The organism is Klebsiella sp. 4_1_44FAA (assembly GCF_000238715.1).
GTDB lineage: Bacteria > Pseudomonadota > Gammaproteobacteria > Enterobacterales > Enterobacteriaceae > Klebsiella > Klebsiella pneumoniae.
Map to the genome: position 1 here is coordinate 529,833 of NZ_JH414799.1, position 18,096 is coordinate 547,928.

The window sequence follows — 18,096 nt, forward strand, 5'->3', positions numbered from 1 at the left end:
CGCCCAGGTTTATTGGGTACGTAAATGATAGTAGCGATAATCTGCCGCATAAATAACATTGGCGAATAATATGGCGGAAAAGATTAACTGCGCATACCGGGCGGTATGCGCAGAGAAAAACCATTAATGGAGTATTTTGGCGAGGAAATCTTTGGCACGCTCGGATTGCGGATTGGCAAAGAAGGCCTCTTTATCGGCATCCTCGACAATCTTCCCTTCATCCATAAAGATCACCCGGTTCGCCACCTTGCGGGCAAAGCCCATCTCATGGGTCACGACCATCATGGTCATCCCCTCGTTGGCCAGTTCGACCATAACGTCCAGCACCTCGTTAATCATCTCCGGGTCAAGCGCTGAGGTGGGCTCATCAAACAGCATGGCGATTGGGTCCATACACAGGGCACGGGCAATGGCCACGCGCTGCTGCTGGCCGCCGGAGAGTTGCGCCGGGTATTTTTCCGCATGCGCCGCCAGGCCAACGCGCTCCAGCAACTTGAGGCCTTTCTTGCGCGCTGAGGCTTTATCGCGGTTAAGCACTTTAACCTGCGCCAGCGTCAGGTTGTCGATAATCGACAGATGCGGGAACAGTTCAAAATGCTGAAACACCATGCCGACGTGCGAGCGCAGTTTAGCCAGGTTGGTCTTTTTATCGTTAACCACGGTGCCATCGACAATAATCTGCCCCTGCTGTACCGGCTCAAGGCCGTTCACAGTCTTAATCAGCGTGGATTTACCGGAGCCTGACGGCCCGCAGACCACCACGACTTCGCCTTTTTTCACTTCCGTGGAGCAATCGGTCAGCACCTGAAAGTGACCATACCATTTTGAAACGTTTTTCAGGGTAATCATTACACAGTCCTTTTCTTCAACCAGCTGACCAACAGCGAGGCGCTGAGGCTAATCACAAAATAGACGCCGCCCGCGAACAGGATCATTTCGACCTGGGTTCCGTCACGCTCGCCAATAGTGGAGGCGGTACGGAAGAAGTCGGCGAGACTCAATACATACACCAGCGAGGTATCCTGGAACAGGACGATCCCCTGGGTTAGCAGCAGCGGCACCATGGCGCGGAAGGCCTGCGGCAGGATCACCAGCCGCATTGACTGCCAATGGGTCATCCCCAACGCCAGCGCGGCGCTGGACTGGCCGCGGGAGATGCTCTGAATGCCGGCGCGGATAATCTCTGAATAGTAGGCGGCTTCGAACATCGAAAACGCCACCATCGCCGAGATCAGGCGAATATCCGTTTTCGGGGACAGTCCCAGCACGTTCTGCAGGAAGCCCGGGACAATCAGGTAGAACCACAGCAGGACCATCACCAGTGGGATTGAGCGGAATACGTTGACGTAGGATTTAGCAAACCAGGCCAGCGGCAGAAAGCTGGACAGGCGCATAACCGCCAGCAGGGTGCCCCAGACGATGCCGACCACGATGGCGATCACCGTAATCTTCAGGGTGATCACCAGCCCTGCCAGCAGATAGGGCATGGAGGGAACGATCGAACTCCAGTCAAAATCGTACATTATTTGCCTCCCATATTGCCAGGCAGGCGAACCTTACGCTCGACCACATACATAATCAGCATAATCACCGCGTTGATGAAAACATATGCCAGGGTGATGGCGGTAAAAGACTCCCAGGCATGAGCGGAGTAGTCCAGCAGTTTGCCCGCCTGCGCGGCCATATCGGCCAGACCGATGGTGGAGGCGATGGCCGAGTTTTTCACCAGGTTCATCATCTCCGAGGTCATCGGCGGCACAATAACGCGGTAGGCGTTCGGCAGCAGCACGTAGCGGTAGGTTTGCGGCAGGGTCAGGCCCATCGCCAGGCCGGCGTTCTTCTGCCCGCGCGGCAGCGACTGGATGGCGGCGCGTACCTGCTCGCAGACGCGAGCGGCGGTAAACAGCCCCAGGCACAGCATGGAGGAGACAAAGAATTGAATGTTTGGGTCCAGCTCCGATTTAAACCACATGCCGATATTTTCCGGCAGGAACTCCGGCACCACCAGGTACCAGGTAAAGAACTGCACGATCAGCGGCACGTTGCGAAACAGTTCGACATAGCAGGTGCCAATGCCCGAGAGGAAGCGATTGGGTACCGTGCGTAAAATGCCGAACAGTGAGCCGACGAGAAAAGCGATGATCCAGGCCGAGATGGAGAGGGCGACGGTGATTTGAAAACCGCTCCACAGCCAGCCCAGGTAGGTAGTGTTGCCGAAGGGGGCCTGTTGCAGGAATATCCCCCAGTTCCAGTCTATTGACATACATGACTCCTGGAAAAAAAAGGGTAGCCAGTGCTACCCTCGAAGACGGTTGTCCAGCTTGTTTCGGTATTCGCGGCGGCTGGGGAACGACCAGCCGCCGTATAGTCTGTCCGTGCTGTGACAATCATCGGGAGGGCAGGATATCCCGCCCCTGGTTGTTATAATTAGTTCAGTGCTTTGTCGTTAGGTGATTTGAACAGCGCTTTCATGTCGTCCGACAGCTCGAAGTTGAGGTTAAGATTTTTTGGCGGAATCGGGTTTTTGAACCATTTGTCAAACCACTTCTCCGCTTCGCCAGAGGTCTGAGCCTGGGCGACGGTTTCATCAACCAGCGCCTTGAACGTCGGATCGTCCTTCCGCAGCATGCAGCCATAGGCTTCCTTCGACTGCGGGGTGCCGACGATTTCCCAATTATCCGGTTTCTTCGCCTTGGCGCGTTCGCCAGCCAGCAGGGCATCATCCATCATAAAGGCCACGGCGCGTCCGCTCTCCAGGGTGCGGAAAGAGTCGCCATGATCTTTGGCGCTGATAATGCGCATATTCATTTTTTTCTCATCGTTCAGCTTATGCAGCAGGATCTCCGAGGTGGTTCCGGAGGTGACGACGACCGCTTTATCCTTCAGGTCCGGGAAATCTTTGATCGGGCCGCCTTTCTTCACCAGCAGACGGGTACCGACCACGAAGATGGTATCGGAGAAGGCCGCCTGTTTCTGGCGCTCAAGGTTGTTGGTGGTTGAGCCGCACTCGAAATCAAAGGTGCCATTCTGCAGCAACGGGATACGGTTCTGCGAGGTGACCGGGATCAGTTTGACCTGCAGATCGGGTTTGTTCAGTTTTTTCTTGATGGCATCGACGATGGCGTTGGAATAATCCTGAGAGTAGCCCACAACCTTCTGCTGGTTATCGTAGTAAGAGAACGGGACCGAAGATTCACGATGGCCGACAACGATAACCCCGTTTTTGGCGATCTTATCCAGGGTGTTCTGGCCAGCCGCCGGGGCAGCATCTTCCGCCTGCGCCAGACCAGCGGTCATTCCCATTACCAGCATTGCCGTGGCCAGTTTACGTAATTGCATATCCAACTCCTTATCCGCAGCGTCAGCGACGCTATTGATACCCATTGTGATTGTGTGTGTTGTTATTGGGGGCACGCGTCCACGTGCCGCATTTGTATGTGTTTGTTAGCATTTAGTTTGGCTTAATGTAAAGATTTTGCTGCTTTATTGTTTATTTTTGCGAAGCGCTCCGCACCAATCGGAGGCAAATATCTTCCATTGCACCAAAATAGCGCGACCACCGATCGTTTCTGGTGCAACCTGGTTGCACTGGGTCGGACGATGCCGCTACCAGGTTAAATAAAGCAATGACTGTGCCAGAGTGGCAGATGATGGGAAGAAAAAGCCGGCGACGGGCGTCGCCGGCGGAGAAACTTATCGGCGACGCTGGCGCAGGCTCATCAGCAGCGCGGCGAAACCAAACAGCGCCGTCAGCGCCCATAGCGGCCAGTTGCCGGTGCGGGCGTAAGGGGTTAAGCCGCTGGTGGGGGTCACGGTGGTGGTCAACACCTCGCGGGTAAACTGTGGGATCATCTTCTGGATCTCGCCGCGCGGGCCGATCACCGCAGTAATGCCGTTGTTGGTGCTGCGCAGCAGCGGGCGGGCCAGCTCCAGGGCGCGCATTCGCGCCATCTGGAAGTGTTGCCACGGGCCGATGGACTTGCCGAACCAGGCGTCGTTGGAGATGGTCAGCAGGAAGTCGGTGTCCGGCCGGAAGTTATCCCGCACCTGTTCCCCGAGGATTATCTCGTAGCAGATGGCCGCGGTCAGCTTCAGGTTATGCGCCATCAGCTGCGGCTGCACGTAGGGGCCGCGGCTGAAGGAGGACATCGGCAGGTCAAAGAACGGCGCCAGCGGACGCAGAATCGACTCCAGCGGTACAAACTCGCCGAACGGCACCAGATGGTTCTTGTTGTAGCGGTTGGTCGAGTCGTAGCGGTACGGGTTATCTTTGCCGAGAGTAATGATGGTGTTGTAGGTATCGTAACGGTTCTGCTTGTTGAGACGCGCATCGACAATGCCGGTGATCAGCGAGCTGTCTTTTGCGCGCAGCAGATCGTCCATCATGCTGAGGAACTGCTGCTGGTTGATCTCCAGATCCGGGATCGCCGATTCAGGCCAGATAATCAGCTGCGAGTGGCCGATATGCGGCTGGGTCAGCGCCAGGTAGGTTTTCAGGGTATTGACCAGCTGCTTTTCGTCCCATTTCATGGCCTGTGGGATATCGCCTTGCACCAGCGAGACCTGGGTCGCGCGCGCCGGCAGCAGCTGATACCACTGGATATAGCGCAGCGGGAAGGGCAGGGCGAACAGCAGCGCGGCAATCGCCAGCGGCTTCCAGTTGCGCTGGACGAGGGCCAGGGCCAGCAGGCCGCTGACTACCATCAGCAGGAAGTTAATCGCCTCGACGCCCATCACCGGCGCGAGGCCTTTCAGCGGGCCGTCAATCTGGCTGTAGCCGAACTGTAGCCACGGAAAGCCGGTCAGCACCCAGCCGCGCAGGAACTCGGTGATTTGCCAGACGACAGGGGCAGCGATAGCCATCCGTATCCAGTTAGTTTTAGGCCACAGACGGGCGAGCAGGCCGGCAAACAGGCCGGTGTAGAGCGAGAGATAGGCCGCCAGCAGAACGACGAGGAAGACGTTAACCGGGCCGGGCATTCCGCCAAACTGCGCGATGCTGACATAGACCCAGTTGATACCCGTGCCGAACAGCCCGAGTCCCCAGAAATAGCCGATCCCGGCGCTTTGCAGCGGGCGTCGGTTGAGGGTTAACGCCTGCAGACCGATCAGCGAAACGATAGCCGCTGGCCAGAAGTCATAAGGTGAAAAAGCCAGCGTTCCGCTGGCTCCAAACAACAGCGCCAGCAACAGACGTACGCGCTGGCGTTCAAGAAGAGAGGCAAATACCATTTAGGTTAATCGTCCCGTTAATTAACGCCTGCTGCTACAGGCTATTCTTTTTGCCAGCCGGACGCGGGGCACCTACAACCGTGTATGACTCGCGGTCTCCCGGCTGGCCATTTCAGCGCTACCGCTTACTCTTCCAGCTTCGGCTGGGGAGCGTCATCGGGCAGCTTTACATGCACCTGAATGATACGACGACTATCTGCCATTGCTACCTTGAATTGGTAACCATCAATGTCGATAGATTCGCCGCGGGCCGGCAGATGGCCGAAGGCCTGCATCACCAGCCCGCCAATGGTATCCACTTCTTCATCGCTAAAGTGCGTGTCGAAGGCGTCGTTGAAGTCTTCGATGGAGGCCAGGGCGCGCACCGTCCAGGTGTGGCGGCTCAGCTGGCGGAAATCGATATCTTCTTCTTCGTCGTACTCGTCTTCAATTTCCCCGACGATGAGCTCAAGGATATCCTCGATGGTCACCAGGCCAGAGACGCCGCCGAATTCGTCAATAACGATCGCCATATGATAGCGCTGTGAGCGAAACTCTTTCAGCATGCGGTCGACCCGCTTGCTTTCCGGGACGACAACCGCCGGCCGTAACACTTTTTCCATGCTGAAGGCTTCGGCGTCGCTGCGCATAAACGGCAGCAGATCCTTGGCCATCAGAATCCCTTCGATGTGATCTTTATCTTCACTGATGACCGGGAAACGCGAGTGGGCGGATTCGATGATGACATCCAGGCACTCGTCCAGCGTCTGGTTGCGTTTCAGGGTTATCATTTGTGAACGGGGGATCATAATGTCGCGGACCCGCTGGTCGGCGATATCCATTACCCCTTCGAGCATGTCACGCGTATCTTCATCGATAAGGTCGTTTTGCCCGGAATCACGGATCAGCGCCAGCAGTTCATCGCGGTTTTTCGGTTCCCCGTGAAAAAGCTGGCTGAGTAACAGGGAGAAAAATCCCTTTTTGCTGTTTACTGTGTCACTACTGTGTGAATTGTCGTCGCTCATGGCGTCGTTTGGGTTCTCATGTTGATTTAACTGTCGCTCGTCGCGCGTAAACTCAGCGCCGGACGGCATGGGTTGCCTGACTTTCTGGCAGGTAAAACGCAGAAACAGCGGCCGGATGAGGCGCAAGCACCGCCATCCGGCTGGGCGCTATTCCGCAATCTTCTCGGAAATGTACGGGTCCTCATAGCCCAGAGCAAGCATTATCTCTGTTTCAAGGCCTTCCATCTCTTCCGCTTCGTCGTCTTCGATATGATCGTAGCCCAGCAGATGCAGGCTACCGTGCACCACCATATGCGCCCAGTGCGCCTCCAGCGGCTTACCTTGCTCGCTGGCTTCCTGCTCTACCACCTGACGGCAGATGATCAGATCGCCGAGCAGCGGCATTTCAATTCCCGGCGGCGCTTCAAACGGGAAGGAGAGGACGTTGGTCGGCTTATCCTTGCCGCGATAGGTCAGGTTCAGCTCATGGCTTTCTGCAACGTCGACCAGACGAATCGTTAACTCTGACTCCTCCTGAAACGGCGGAATGACGGCGTCGACCCAGCGTTGAAAAAGGGCTTCGTCCGGCAGGCCGCTGGTCTCTTCGCAGGCCAGCTGTAAATCGAGGATCACCTGACTCATTTTTGCTCCTGTTCCTGGGCTTCGCGTTTGCGCTCGGCGGCCAGCTCTGCTTTACGTTTCTGGTCTGCGGCTTCCCATGCCTCATAGGCGTTCACGATGCGGGCGACCACCGGATGGCGCACCACGTCTTCGCTATGGAAGAAGTTAAAGCTGATCTCATCGACTTCCGCCAGCACTTCGATGGCATGGCGCAGACCGGATTTGGTGCTGCGTGGCAGGTCAATCTGCGTGATGTCGCCGGTGATCACCGCCTTGGAGTTAAAGCCGATGCGGGTCAGGAACATCTTCATCTGTTCGATGGTGGTGTTCTGGCTTTCATCAAGAATGATAAAGGCGTCATTCAGCGTCCGTCCGCGCATATAGGCCAGCGGGGCCACTTCGATGACGTTACGCTCAATCAGCTTCTCCACTTTCTCAAAGCCGAGCATCTCAAACAGCGCGTCATACAGCGGGCGCAGATACGGGTCGACCTTCTGGCTCAGATCGCCGGGCAGGAAGCCGAGCTTTTCGCCTGCCTCGACGGCCGGACGGGTCAGCAGAATACGGCGGATCTCCTGGCGCTCCAGCGCATCGACCGCCGCCGCTACCGCCAGATAGGTTTTACCCGTACCCGCCGGACCCACGCCGAAAGTGATGTCGTGATCGAGGATATTGGCGATGTACTGCGCCTGGTTCGGCGTACGCGGTTTGATTACCCCGCGCTTGGTCTTGATATTGACGGCTTTACCGTACTCAGGCACGCTTTCGGCGCTCTGCTCCAGTACGCGCGCTTCCTTGATCGCCAGGTGGATCTGCTCTGGTTCAATATCCTGAATCTGACCGCGCATTGGCGCTGTGTCGACATACAGGCTGCGCAGAATATCGGCGGCAGCGTGCACGCACAGGGCGCGACCGGTCAGCTTAAAGTGATTGTCACGGCGGTTGATCTCAATGCCTAACCGACGCTCCAGCTGTTTAATGTTGTCGTCAAACGGGCCGCACAGGGCTAACAGGCGTGCGTTATCCGCTGGCTCCAGGGTAATCTCACGAGTGTCTATGTTCAAACTATTCCTCTTTACGCAGGTGGCCGGACGCGGCGCGTGGCCGGCTAATCAGGAAATTATTTACGTCACAGGAAAATGGCGCAAGCATTGCTGTAGATATAGGGACGGAGAGAGGAATTACAAGGCCTGCCGGAACCGACAGGCCTGAAGGGATCATGGCTGGTAAATTCCCACGCCAAGATCGTTCTCTTTACGGGTGCGGGCAATCACTGATTCGGGTGATTCAGCGATACGCAGACCCATCTCCGCTTCGGTGCGCACGATTTTACCGCGCAGCGAGTTGGTGTATACATCGACGATTTCGACATCGACAAACTTACCGACGAGGTCCGGGGTACCTTCGAAGTTGACCACCCGGTTATTCTCCGTACGTCCGGAGAGCTCCATGATGTTCTTACGCGAGGTGCCTTCCACCAGGATGCGCTGTACCGTGCCGAGCATGCGACGGCTCCAGGCCATCGCCTGCTGGTTAATGCGTTCCTGCAGGATATACAGACGCTGTTTTTTGTCCGCCTCCGGCACGTCGTCGACCATATCGGCCGCCGGGGTGCCCGGGCGAGCGGAGAAGATAAAGCTGTAGCTCATATCGAAATTGACGTCGGCGATGAGCTTCATGGTCTTTTCGAAATCTTCCGTGGTTTCGCCCGGGAAGCCGACGATAAAGTCGGAGCTTATCTGAATATCCGGGCGCGCTTCACGCAGCTTGCGAATAATCGCTTTATACTCCAGCGCGGTATGGGTGCGTCCCATCAGGTTCAGCACACGGTCGGAGCCACTCTGCACCGGCAGGTGCAGGAAGCTCACCAGCTCCGGCGTATCGCGATAAACGTCGATGATATCGTCGGTAAATTCGATCGGGTGGCTGGTGGTGAAGCGAATGCGGTCGATGCCGTCGATGGCGGCGACCAGGCGCAGCAGGTCGGCAAAGCTGCCGGTGGTGCCGTCGTAATTCTCACCGCGCCAGGCGTTAACGTTCTGCCCCAGCAGATTGACCTCACGCACGCCCTGCGCCGCCAGCTGGGCGATTTCAAACAGGATATCGTCGCACGGACGGCTAACTTCTTCTCCGCGGGTATACGGCACCACGCAGTAGGTGCAGTATTTATTGCAACCTTCCATAATCGAGACAAAGGCGGTCGGCCCTTCGGCGCGCGGCTCTGGCAGGCGATCGAATTTTTCAATTTCCGGGAAGCTGATATCAACTACCGGACTGCGGTTGCCGCGCACGGAGTTAATCATCTCCGGCAGGCGGTGCAGGGTTTGCGGCCCGAAAATAATATCGACATAGTGCGCGCGCTGGCGAATATGGTCGCCTTCCTGGGAAGCCACGCAGCCGCCGACGCCAATAATCAGGTCCGGGTTCTTCTCTTTCAGCAGCTTCCAGCGGCCAAGCTGATGGAAAACTTTTTCCTGGGCCTTCTCACGAATTGAGCAGGTATTGAGCAACAGCACATCTGCTTCTTCCGCCACTTCGGTCAGTTGATACCCATGTGTCGCATCCAGCAGATCGGCCATCTTTGATGAATCATACTCGTTCATCTGACAGCCCCAGGTTTTAATATGGAGTTTTTTTGTCATTGACTTGCTCATGCTCAGTAATAGATATCCAAAACGCGGGGATATATACAGGGTGAATTTCGCATTCCAGGGCGCGTATTGTAATGCTTTGGTCGCCCCCTGACCAGTGCGAGCGTTATCGCCGCAAGAGGGCGAAAAATCCGGTAAACTTAACGGATTCTGCTTTAAGGATAATAGCCATGACAATTCACGTAACAGATGTCGCCATCGTGGGCGGCGGCATGGTCGGCGGCGCCCTGGCGTTAGGGCTGGCGCAACAGGGATTTACCGTGACGGTGCTTGAGAAAGCGGCGCCACCGGCGTTCGATCCGGCATCCGCCCCGGATGTGCGGATCTCGGCGATCAGCGCGGCTTCGGTCGGCCTGCTGAAGAGTCTCGGCGTCTGGGATGCCATACGGGCGATGCGCGTCCATGCTTATCGCCGTCTGGAGACCTGGGAGTGGGAGAGCGCGCACGTCGCCTTCGACGCCGCAGAGCTCAAACTGCCGGAGCTGGGCTATATGGTCGAGAACAAGGTTCTGCAATGGGGCCTGTGGCAAGCGCTGGCGGCGCATGAGGCGGTTACCCTGCGCGTCGGTAGCGAACTGAAAACGATGCAGCGCGGCGAGACGCAGACGGCGTTGCATTTGCGCGAGGGGGAGACGATCCACGCCCGGCTGGTTATCGGCGCCGACGGCGCTAACTCCCAGGTGCGGGAGATGGCCGGCATCGGCGTGCACGCCTGGCAATATCAGCAGTCCTGTATGCTGATCAGCGTCGAATGCGCCGACGATCCCGGCGACAGCACCTGGCAGCAGTTTACTCCCAGCGGCCCGCGCGCCTTCCTGCCGTTGTTCGACCACTGGGCCTCGCTGGTCTGGTACGACGCCCCGGCGCGGATCCGTCAGCTGCAGAGCATGACCATGGCGCAGCTCCAGCAGGAGATCGCCAGTCACTTTCCGGCGCGGCTGGGACGGGTGACGCCGCAGGCGGCCGGCGCCTTCCCGCTCACCCGGCGTCATGCGCTGCAGTATGTTCAGCCCGGCCTGGCGCTGGTGGGCGATGCGGCGCACACCATTCATCCACTGGCGGGGCAGGGGGTTAACCTTGGCTATCGTGATGTCGATGCCCTGCTGGAGATCCTGGCGGAAGCGCGCGGCCGCGGCGAAGACTGGGCCAGCCTGCCGGTGCTGAAGCGCTACCAGGCGCGGCGGCGAGCGGATAATTTTATCATGCAGTCGGGGATGGACCTCTTTTATGCCGGATTCAGCAATGACCTGGCGCCGGTGCGGATGCTGCGTAATATTGGCCTGATGGCGGCTGAACGCGCCGGGGGGCTGAAGCGTCAGGCGCTGAAGTATGCCTTAGGCTTGTAAAACCGGCTTCCCGGGCAGGGGCGTAGCGGAGAGCGCCTGCCCGGCAGTCAGTACGGAGTAAGCATGTCAGGACGCCAATAGCAAAAAAGCCCACCGAAGTGAGCTTTTTTGCATTGAAATGGCTGGGGTACGAGGATTCGAACCTCGGAATGCCGGAATCAGAATCCGGTGCCTTACCGCTTGGCGATACCCCAATTGTCTGTTGCGCTTGACCGTAACTACGCCGGTTGAGGGCAACAGTGCGTTCACTGCTGAACGACTTTTAAATTTGGCTGGGGTACGAGGATTCGAACCTCGGAATGCCGGAATCAGAATCCGGTGCCTTACCGCTTGGCGATACCCCAACAAATTGTTTGCGGATTTATCGATGTGTATCGATACGTCCAGAGTTTGGTGGCTACGACGGGATTCGAACCTGTGACCCCATCATTATGAGTGATGTGCTCTAACCAGCTGAGCTACGTAGCCTAATTGTCTTACTGCTTCTTCGATGGCTGGGGTACCTGGATTCGAACCAGGGAATGCCGGTATCAAAAACCGGTGCCTTACCGCTTGGCGATACCCCAATACCGTCGCGGTGAACCGCAAATATCGAAGAAATATGGCTGGGGTACCTGGATTCGAACCAGGGAATGCCGGTATCAAAAACCGGTGCCTTACCGCTTGGCGATACCCCATCCGTACAACGCTAACTGGTGAATGGTGCGGGAGGCGAGACTTGAACTCGCACACCTTGCGGCGCCAGAACCTAAATCTGGTGCGTCTACCAATTTCGCCACTCCCGCAAAAAAGATGGTGGCTACGACGGGATTCGAACCTGTGACCCCATCATTATGAGTGATGTGCTCTAACCAGCTGAGCTACGTAGCCATCTTTTTTTCGCGTAACCTTATCGGCGTTGCGGGGCGCATTATGCGTATTGGGCCTGCGAGCGTCAACCTCTTTTTCAAGGAAAATCGTTGTAATGTGACTGTTTGGTTAGGTTGCGAACAGCTCGCTGGAATATTCGGCAATTATTGGTTATTTATCGTTTTTCAGCGGTATAAATCCGGCAAAAAGAAAACGGACCCCGGAGGGTCCGTTTTGCGTTTCACCGCCCGTCTGGGCTTATTTGTAAGCCGACTGGTGGACACCGACCGCGCGGCCTGATGGATCGTTCATGGTTTTGAACGCTTCATCCCACTCAATGGCTTTCGCTGAAGAGCAGGCCACCGACGGACCGCCAGGGACGCACTCCGCCGCGCTCGGTAGCGGGAACAGCTCTTCGAAGATCTCGCGGTACAAATAGCCTTCTTTGGAGGTCGGCGTGTTGTACGGGAAGCGGAAGCTTGCGGTTTCCAGTTGCTGGTCGCTGATCTGTTTGGCGGCCACTTCTTTCAGGGTATCTATCCAGCTGTAGCCGACGCCGTCAGAGAACTGCTCCTTCTGGCGCCAGGCGACGCTGGCCGGCAGGTAGGATTCAAAGCATTCGCGCAGAATGTGTTTTTCCATTTTGCCGTTGCCGCACATCTTATCCTGCGGGTTAATGCGCATCGCGACGTCGAGGAACTTCTTGTCGAGGAACGGCACGCGGGCCTCCACGCCCCAGGCGGACATCGCTTTGTTGGCGCGGGCGCAGTCAAACATATGCAGCGCCTGCAGCTTACGCACCGTCTCTTCGTGCAGTTCTTTGGCGTTCGGCGCCTTATGGAAGTAGAGGTAGCCGCCGAACACTTCGTCCGAACCTTCGCCGGAAAGCACCATTTTGATGCCCATGGCTTTAATTTTCCGCGACATCAGGTACATCGGCGTCGAGGCGCGAATAGTGGTCACATCGTAGGTTTCGATGTGATAGATAACGTCGCGGATGGCATCCAGCCCTTCCTGGACGGTAAAGTGAATTTCGTGGTGCACGGTGCCGAGGTGGTTGGCCACCTCCTGCGCCGCTTTCAGGTCAGGAGAGCCTTCCAGACCGACCGCGAAAGAGTGCAGCTGCGGCCACCAGGCTTCGCTACGCTCCTGATCTTCGACGCGACGGGCGGCGAATTTCTTGGTGATAGCCGAGATGACCGATGAATCAAGACCGCCGGAGAGCAGCACGCCGTAAGGCACGTCGGACATCAGGTGGCTTTTCACCGACTCTTCCAGCGCCTGGCGCAGCTCGTTCTTATCGGTAACGTTGTCTTTCACCGCGTCGTAATCAAACCAGTCGCGCTGATAGTACTGGCGAATTTCGCCGTCTTTGCTCCACAGGTAGCTGCCCGCCGGGAACTCTTTAATGGTGCGGCATACCGGCACTAGCGCTTTCATTTCGGAGGCGACATAGAAGTTGCCGTGTTCGTCATGGCCCATATACAGCGGGATAATGCCGATATGGTCGCGGCCAATTAAGTACGCGTCTTTTTCGCTGTCGTACAGGGCGAAGGCGAACATTCCCTGCAGGTCGTCGAGGAACTCCGGGCCTTTTTCCTGATACAGCGCGAGGATCACTTCGCAGTCGGAACCGGTCTGGAACTGGTAGCGATCGCCATACTCCGCGCGCAGCGCCTGGTGGTTGTAGATCTCGCCGTTAACGGCCAGCGCATGGGTTTTTTCGGCGTTGTACAGCGGCTGGGCCCCGGCGTTGACGTCGACAATCGACAGGCGCTCGTGCGCCAGAATCGCTTTGTCGCTGGCATATACGCCAGACCAGTCCGGACCGCGGTGGCGCATCAGGCGGGAAAGCTCCAGCGCCTTTTTACGCAGCTCGCCTGCGTCAGTTTTAATATCCAGTACGCCAAAAATAGAACACATAGCCTTCTCCATTACCCTGTCGTGTTTGATGTTGTGCTGGCTTCGTCTCGTGGCGAAGCCTGAGTGCGTGCTTAAGAAAATGCCGTAAAGGGGGAGCAGGCGCAAGGGTTTTGCGGCCGGAAAAAGAAAAAACGCAACCGTGATTGTTGAACAGTGAAAAAAGAGTATCTTTTGAACGGCTTTATTGAGGAATTCGTATTTATAGGCCGTTTTTATTAGATGGGGTAATTCTGATGGGCGCTAGAAATGAAAAACCACGTCCTGCGACGTGGTTGGCATCAGAAAATATCGATTTCCGCGACGGAAGGGTAAATCCACGACGGGCGGAACGGCATGCTGTCGATATCGTCGAGGGTGGAGACGCCGGAGAGCACCAGAATAGTCTCCAGCCCCGCCTGGAAACCGGCCAGTATATCGGTGCGCAGGTTATCGCCGACGATCACCGTCTGCTCGGAGTGAGCTTGCATTTTATTCAGCGCTGAACGGATGATCCACGGGCTGGGTTTGCCGACGTAAAACGGCTTACGGCCGGAGATCTTCTCGATCCCGGCGCACAGCGCGCCGCAGGCAGGGTAGAAGCCGCGACCGTGCGTATCCGGGTTAGTGGCAATGAAGCGGGCGCCGTTGGCGACGAAGAAGGCGGCCTTATGCATCATTTCCCAGTTAAAGGAGCGAGTTTCCCCGACGATGACAAAATCCGGGTTCACATCGGTAATGGTAAAGCCGGCTTTGTACAGCTCGTGGATCAGCGCCCCTTCTCCCACCACGTAGGCTTTTTTGCCTTCCTGGCGACGCAGAAAATCGGCGGTGGCCATCGCTGAGGTGTAAAAGGCGCTATCCGGAACATCAATTCCAGCGGTGGCGAAACGGTTCGCCAGATCCTGGCCGGTTTGCGACGGGTAGTTGGTCAGCATTACCAGCGGCATGCCTTTATCGAGGATGCGCTTGATAAACTCGGCTGCGCCGGGAACGGCGACGTTATCGTGCATCAGTACGCCGTCAATATCACAAATTATGTTTTGAATGGTCATGGTGGGTCCAGAATCATTAACAAAGACGAAACTATACGCGTCATCGATGAGGTTTCACACCTCTGACGGGCGAGGCCCGCCCGTATCAAGGTGACGCGCTATCAGAAAAGGGGCGATTAGCTCTCAAGCAAACGCTGCAGCAGCGTGCCATTAAGCATGGCGCGTTTGACCAGCGCGAAGGCGCCGATTGCAGAGCGGTGATCGAGGGTGGAGCGCACCACCGGCAGGTTCTTACGAAACGCCTTAAGCGCCTGGGCGTTAATGCAGCCTTCGATGGCCGGAAGAAGGACCTTTTCAGCTTCCACTATTTCGCCGGCGACGACGATTTTTTGTGGGTTGAACAGGTTAATGGCGATGGCGATCGTTTTCCCGAGGTGGCGCCCCACGTACTCAATCACCTCGCAGGCCAGGGCATCGCCCTTGTTGGCCGCTTTGCAGATAGTTTTGATCGTGCAGTCATCCGGCGTCAGACGGCTCTGGTAGCCCTGCTCCAGCAGGTGGCGAACCCGCTGTTCAATGGCGGCATTGGCCGCGACGGTCTCCAGACAGCCGAAGTTGCCGCAGTGGCAGCGTTCGCCCAGCGGGTCGACCTGAATATGGCCAATTTCGCCGACGTTGCCGTTGCGGCCGATAAAAATGCGCCCGTTGGAGATAATCCCCGCCCCGGTACCGCGGTGCACGCGCACCAGAATGGAGTCTTCGCAATCCTGGCTTGCGCCAAAATAGTGCTCGGCCAGCGCCAGGCTGCGGATATCGTGGCCAACAAAGCAGGTAACATTGAAGCGTTTCTCCAGCGCCCCGACCAGGCCCCAGTTTTCCACCGCAATGTGCGGCATATAGCGGATCACGCCGCTTTCCGGGTCGACGAGGCCCGGCAGGATCACTGAGATAGCGATCAGCTCGCGAATTTTGCGCTGACAGTTTTCGATAAAGGTGGCGATGATATTCAGCAGGGCGTGTTCCAGCGTTTCCTGGGTGCGCTCGGGCAGCGGGAAGTGCTCCTCTTCCAGGGTCTTGCTGCTTAAATCATACAGGGTCAGTGTGGCGTCATAGCGGCCAAGCCGCACGCCGATGGCGTTGAAGTTGCGGGTTTCTGCAATGATAGAGATAGCGCGGCGGCCACCGGTGGAGGCCTGCTGATCGACTTCTTTGATCAGGCCGCGCTCAATAAGCTGACGCGTGATTTTGGTCACGCTGGCAGGGGCAAGCTGGCTTTGTTCGGCTATCTGAATGCGCGAGATGGGCCCATGCTGGTCAATCAGGCGGTACACGGCCGCGCTGTTCAGTTGTTTTACGAGGTCAACGTTACCAATTTGAGCTTGTCCGCCTGCTGTCATACTTTTACTTACTCAGTGACGACCTCGTTACCATTAACGATGGTCTTGGTGATTTTATAATCGCGTGTAAAGGCGGTCAGGTTAGCGACCATGCCCGGCGCAATGCTGCCGAGCTGCTTGTCCACGCCGATAGCGCGCGCAGGATAGAGCGTCGCCATGCGCAATACTTCGTCCAGTGCCACGCCGCAATGCTCAACCAGATTACGCACCCCTTCAATCATGGTCAGGGAAGATCCGCTGAGGGTGCCGTTTTCATCTACGCACAGCCCATTGCGGTAGTATATTGTTTTCCCGGCAAAAATGAACTGGTCAATATTCGCCCCCGCCGGCGCGGTGGCGTCGGTGACCAGGCACAGCTTGTCGCCTTTCAGGCGCTTGGCGTTGCGCACGTTGGCGTAATCGACGTGCATCCCGTCGACGATGATACCGCAGTAGACATCCGGCTCGTCAAAAATCGCCCCGGCAAGACCCGGTTCGCGGCCGGTAATGTACGGCATCGCATTATACAGGTGGGTGGCGAAGGTAATGCCCGCGCGGAAGCCGACTTTCGCCTCTTTCAGCGTAGCGTTGGAGTGGCCCGCGGAGACAACGATCCCGGCGGCGACCAGTTTGCGGATCACTTCTGGCTCAACGCGCTCAGGGGCGAGGGTCACTTTGGTGATCACATCGGCGTTGTCGCACAGGAAATCGACCAGCGCCGCGTCCGGTTTACGCACGTAGTCCGGATTGTGGGTGCCTTTCTTAACGATATTCAGCCACGGCCCTTCGAGATGCAGGCCCAGCGCCTGGTTCGGATGTTTTTGCAGATATTCGCGCATTACGCGCACGCCTTGCTTCATCAGATCGTCGCTGGAGGTAATCAGCGTCGGCAGGAAGCTGGTGCAGCCTGAGCGTTCGTTGGCCTTCTGCATGATCTCCAGCGTTTCGACAGTGACCGCCTCTGGGCTGTCGTTAAACTGCACGCCGCCGCAGCCGTTGAGCTGGACGTCGATAAAACCGGGGGCGATTATTGCGCCGTTGACTGAGCGCTGCTCGATGTCAGACGGCAAATCTGCCAGCGGACAAAGACGTTCGATAAAGCCATCAGCGATAACAACCGCATGGTCATCGAGAATTTCATGACCGGTATAAACCCGGCCCTGGGTTAATGCATACATTACGACCCCCGGTATATACGCCTCATCAGGTCAGCGTTCGTTCGTTTGCCGCCGGCATGATGGTGCGTACAAAGAAAAAGATGATCCCGCGCCAGGGCGCGGGAAGGACTACATTACAGACCTTTAATATTTTCAGCTTCTAATTCGTTGAAATATTTCAGCGTCTTCACTTTCAGCTCCATGGTGGACGGTTCGTCGCAGACGATCACCGCCTTCGGATGCAGCTGCAGACAGGTAATGGTCCACATGTGGTTGACGTTACCTTCTACCGCCGCCTGCAGCGCCAGCGCTTTCTGATGACCCAGCACCAGAATCATCACTTCTTCTGCGTCCAGCAGGGTGCCCACGCCGACGGTCAGCGCATATTTCGGCACCAGATCCACATCGCCGTCGAAGAAGCGGGAGTTCGCTACGCGGGTTTCATGGGTCAGGGTCTTAATACGGGTGCGGGACGCCAGAGAAGAGGCCGGTTCGTTAAACGCGATATGACCATCGTTGCCCACGCCGCCCATGAACAGGTGGATTTTACCGTAGGAACGAATTTTTTCTTCATAGCGACGGCATTCCGCATCGATGTCCGGCGCGTTACCATTCAGCAGGTTGATATTTTCTGCCGGAATATCAACGTGGTCAAAGAAATTACGGTGCATAAAGCTATGATAGCTTTCCGGATGCTCTTTCGGCAGGCCAACGTATTCATCCATGTTAAAGGTGACGACGTGCTTGAAGCTAACCTGGCCTGCTTTATGCATTTCAACCAGCGCCTTGTAGGCGGTCAGCGGGGTACCACCGGTTGGCAGACCCAGGACGAACGGACGGTCCGCGGTTGGTTTAAATGCATTAATGCGGTTAACGATATGGCGGGCAGCCCATTTACCGACCTGCTCAGCGGTTACCAGGGGAATCAGTCTCATTCTTCACCTCTATAGTCAAAGTAGATTCTGGCGGATTGGCGCCAGCACTCTA

At 56.8% G+C, this 18,096-nt stretch carries 15 protein-coding genes and 7 tRNA genes; 1 reads left to right on the plus strand and 21 read right to left on the minus strand.

The window, feature by feature from the left end; genetic code table 11:
* Positions 1 to 123: 123 nt before the first annotated feature.
* The 9 genes from HMPREF1024_RS17960 to miaB all read right to left on the minus strand — a co-directional run bounded on the left by HMPREF1024_RS17960 (position 124) and on the right by miaB (position 9,478).
* A complete protein-coding gene (locus HMPREF1024_RS17960) occupies positions 124 to 849 on the minus strand; it encodes an amino acid ABC transporter ATP-binding protein (protein WP_002894706.1) in 726 nt (241 codons plus the stop codon).
* On the minus strand, positions 849 to 1,523 hold the full coding sequence (gene gltK / locus HMPREF1024_RS17955) for a glutamate/aspartate ABC transporter permease GltK (RefSeq protein ID WP_002894707.1): 675 nt from the start codon (positions 1,521 to 1,523) through the stop codon (positions 849 to 851). Before gltK ends, HMPREF1024_RS17960 begins: the two co-directional genes overlap by 1 nt.
* Positions 1,523 to 2,263 carry an amino acid ABC transporter permease gene (locus HMPREF1024_RS17950; protein ID WP_002894709.1) on the minus strand — a complete coding sequence of 247 codons (741 nt, stop codon included), beginning with the start codon at positions 2,261 to 2,263 and terminating at the stop codon, positions 1,523 to 1,525. Before HMPREF1024_RS17950 ends, gltK begins: the two co-directional genes overlap by 1 nt.
* A gap of 164 nt (positions 2,264 to 2,427) precedes the next feature.
* Positions 2,428 to 3,339: an amino acid ABC transporter substrate-binding protein gene (locus tag HMPREF1024_RS17945; protein WP_002894712.1), complete on the minus strand. Its 912-nt coding sequence runs from the start codon at positions 3,337 to 3,339 to the stop codon at positions 2,428 to 2,430.
* Positions 3,340 to 3,693: 354 nt separating this feature from the next.
* Positions 3,694 to 5,232 carry an apolipoprotein N-acyltransferase gene (lnt, locus tag HMPREF1024_RS17940; protein ID WP_004142312.1) on the minus strand — a complete coding sequence of 513 codons (1,539 nt, stop codon included), beginning with the start codon at positions 5,230 to 5,232 and terminating at the stop codon, positions 3,694 to 3,696.
* Positions 5,233 to 5,357: 125 nt separating this feature from the next.
* Complete coding sequence (gene corC, locus HMPREF1024_RS17935; protein WP_004197606.1) at positions 5,358 to 6,236, minus strand: CNNM family magnesium/cobalt transport protein CorC; 879 nt, start codon at positions 6,234 to 6,236, stop codon at positions 5,358 to 5,360.
* A 147-nt stretch (positions 6,237 to 6,383) separates the two neighbouring features.
* The gene (gene ybeY / locus HMPREF1024_RS17930) at positions 6,384 to 6,857 is read right to left on the minus strand and encodes an rRNA maturation RNase YbeY (protein ID WP_002894722.1); all 474 of its coding nucleotides are present in this window, start codon (positions 6,855 to 6,857) and stop codon (positions 6,384 to 6,386) included.
* Positions 6,854 to 7,900: a PhoH family protein gene (locus tag HMPREF1024_RS17925; RefSeq protein ID WP_004176871.1), complete on the minus strand. Its 1,047-nt coding sequence runs from the start codon at positions 7,898 to 7,900 to the stop codon at positions 6,854 to 6,856. The genes ybeY and HMPREF1024_RS17925 overlap by 4 nt, the downstream gene beginning before the upstream one ends.
* A gap of 153 nt (positions 7,901 to 8,053) precedes the next feature.
* Entirely contained in the window at positions 8,054 to 9,478 is a 1,425-nt protein-coding gene (miaB, locus tag HMPREF1024_RS17920; RefSeq protein WP_002894730.1) for a tRNA (N6-isopentenyl adenosine(37)-C2)-methylthiotransferase MiaB, read from the minus strand.
* A gap of 179 nt (positions 9,479 to 9,657) precedes the next feature.
* On the opposite strand from miaB, the gene ubiF reads away from it, so the two are divergent.
* On the plus strand, positions 9,658 to 10,833 hold the full coding sequence (gene ubiF, locus HMPREF1024_RS17915; RefSeq protein ID WP_009308186.1) for a 3-demethoxyubiquinol 3-hydroxylase: 1,176 nt from the start codon (positions 9,658 to 9,660) through the stop codon (positions 10,831 to 10,833).
* A 119-nt stretch (positions 10,834 to 10,952) separates the two neighbouring features.
* Here ubiF and HMPREF1024_RS17910 read toward each other — a convergent pair.
* The 12 genes from HMPREF1024_RS17910 to nagB all read right to left on the minus strand — a co-directional run bounded on the left by HMPREF1024_RS17910 (position 10,953) and on the right by nagB (position 18,044).
* Positions 10,953 to 11,027, minus strand: a tRNA-Gln gene (locus HMPREF1024_RS17910).
* A 75-nt stretch (positions 11,028 to 11,102) separates the two neighbouring features.
* Positions 11,103 to 11,177 (minus strand) — tRNA-Gln (locus HMPREF1024_RS17905).
* Positions 11,178 to 11,224: 47 nt separating this feature from the next.
* A tRNA-Met gene (locus HMPREF1024_RS17900) sits at positions 11,225 to 11,301 on the minus strand.
* 23 nt (positions 11,302 to 11,324) lie between these two features.
* Positions 11,325 to 11,399 (minus strand) — tRNA-Gln (locus HMPREF1024_RS17895).
* A gap of 36 nt (positions 11,400 to 11,435) precedes the next feature.
* Positions 11,436 to 11,510, minus strand: a tRNA-Gln gene (locus HMPREF1024_RS17890).
* Between the two features lie 23 nt (positions 11,511 to 11,533).
* Positions 11,534 to 11,618, minus strand: a tRNA-Leu gene (locus tag HMPREF1024_RS17885).
* An 8-nt stretch (positions 11,619 to 11,626) separates the two neighbouring features.
* Positions 11,627 to 11,703: transfer RNA gene (locus tag HMPREF1024_RS17880), tRNA-Met, on the minus strand.
* Positions 11,704 to 11,940: 237 nt separating this feature from the next.
* On the minus strand, positions 11,941 to 13,605 hold the full coding sequence (gene asnB, locus HMPREF1024_RS17875) for an asparagine synthase B (protein ID WP_002894734.1): 1,665 nt from the start codon (positions 13,603 to 13,605) through the stop codon (positions 11,941 to 11,943).
* A 278-nt stretch (positions 13,606 to 13,883) separates the two neighbouring features.
* Positions 13,884 to 14,636, minus strand: coding sequence for an HAD-IIA family hydrolase (locus tag HMPREF1024_RS17870; RefSeq protein ID WP_002894738.1), 753 nt, complete (start codon positions 14,634 to 14,636; stop codon positions 13,884 to 13,886).
* Between the two features lie 116 nt (positions 14,637 to 14,752).
* Positions 14,753 to 15,973: an N-acetylglucosamine repressor gene (locus tag HMPREF1024_RS17865; protein WP_002894742.1), complete on the minus strand. Its 1,221-nt coding sequence runs from the start codon at positions 15,971 to 15,973 to the stop codon at positions 14,753 to 14,755.
* 8 nt (positions 15,974 to 15,981) lie between these two features.
* Positions 15,982 to 17,130, minus strand: a complete 1,149-nt coding sequence (gene nagA / locus HMPREF1024_RS17860) for an N-acetylglucosamine-6-phosphate deacetylase (protein WP_004223668.1) — start codon at positions 17,128 to 17,130, stop codon at positions 15,982 to 15,984.
* A 113-nt stretch (positions 17,131 to 17,243) separates the two neighbouring features.
* Complete coding sequence (gene nagB, locus HMPREF1024_RS17855) at positions 17,244 to 18,044, minus strand: glucosamine-6-phosphate deaminase (RefSeq protein ID WP_002894749.1); 801 nt, start codon at positions 18,042 to 18,044, stop codon at positions 17,244 to 17,246.
* Between the last annotated feature and the right edge of the window lie 52 nt (positions 18,045 to 18,096).

Excerpts from the sequence above, each read along its gene's own strand:
- HMPREF1024_RS17960 (WP_002894706.1), bottom strand. The coding sequence starts at position 849 with ATGATTACCCTGAAAAACGTTTCAAAATGGTATGGTCACTTTCAGGTG.
- gltK (WP_002894707.1), bottom strand. The coding sequence starts at position 1,523 with ATGTACGATTTTGACTGGAGTTCGATCGTTCCCTCCATGCCCTATCTG.
- HMPREF1024_RS17950 (WP_002894709.1), bottom strand. The coding sequence starts at position 2,263 with ATGTCAATAGACTGGAACTGGGGGATATTCCTGCAACAGGCCCCCTTC.
- HMPREF1024_RS17945 (WP_002894712.1), bottom strand. The coding sequence starts at position 3,339 with ATGCAATTACGTAAACTGGCCACGGCAATGCTGGTAATGGGAATGACC.
- lnt (WP_004142312.1), bottom strand. The coding sequence starts at position 5,232 with ATGGTATTTGCCTCTCTTCTTGAACGCCAGCGCGTACGTCTGTTGCTG.
- corC (WP_004197606.1), bottom strand. The coding sequence starts at position 6,236 with ATGAGCGACGACAATTCACACAGTAGTGACACAGTAAACAGCAAAAAG.
- ybeY (WP_002894722.1), bottom strand. The coding sequence starts at position 6,857 with ATGAGTCAGGTGATCCTCGATTTACAGCTGGCCTGCGAAGAGACCAGC.
- miaB (WP_002894730.1), bottom strand. The coding sequence starts at position 9,478 with ATGACAAAAAAACTCCATATTAAAACCTGGGGCTGTCAGATGAACGAG.
- ubiF (WP_009308186.1), top strand. The coding sequence starts at position 9,658 with ATGACAATTCACGTAACAGATGTCGCCATCGTGGGCGGCGGCATGGTC.
- asnB (WP_002894734.1), bottom strand. The coding sequence starts at position 13,605 with ATGTGTTCTATTTTTGGCGTACTGGATATTAAAACTGACGCAGGCGAG.
- HMPREF1024_RS17870 (WP_002894738.1), bottom strand. The coding sequence starts at position 14,636 with ATGACCATTCAAAACATAATTTGTGATATTGACGGCGTACTGATGCAC.
- HMPREF1024_RS17865 (WP_002894742.1), bottom strand. The coding sequence starts at position 15,973 with ATGACAGCAGGCGGACAAGCTCAAATTGGTAACGTTGACCTCGTAAAA.
- nagA (WP_004223668.1), bottom strand. The coding sequence starts at position 17,130 with ATGTATGCATTAACCCAGGGCCGGGTTTATACCGGTCATGAAATTCTC.
- nagB (WP_002894749.1), bottom strand. The coding sequence starts at position 18,044 with ATGAGACTGATTCCCCTGGTAACCGCTGAGCAGGTCGGTAAATGGGCT.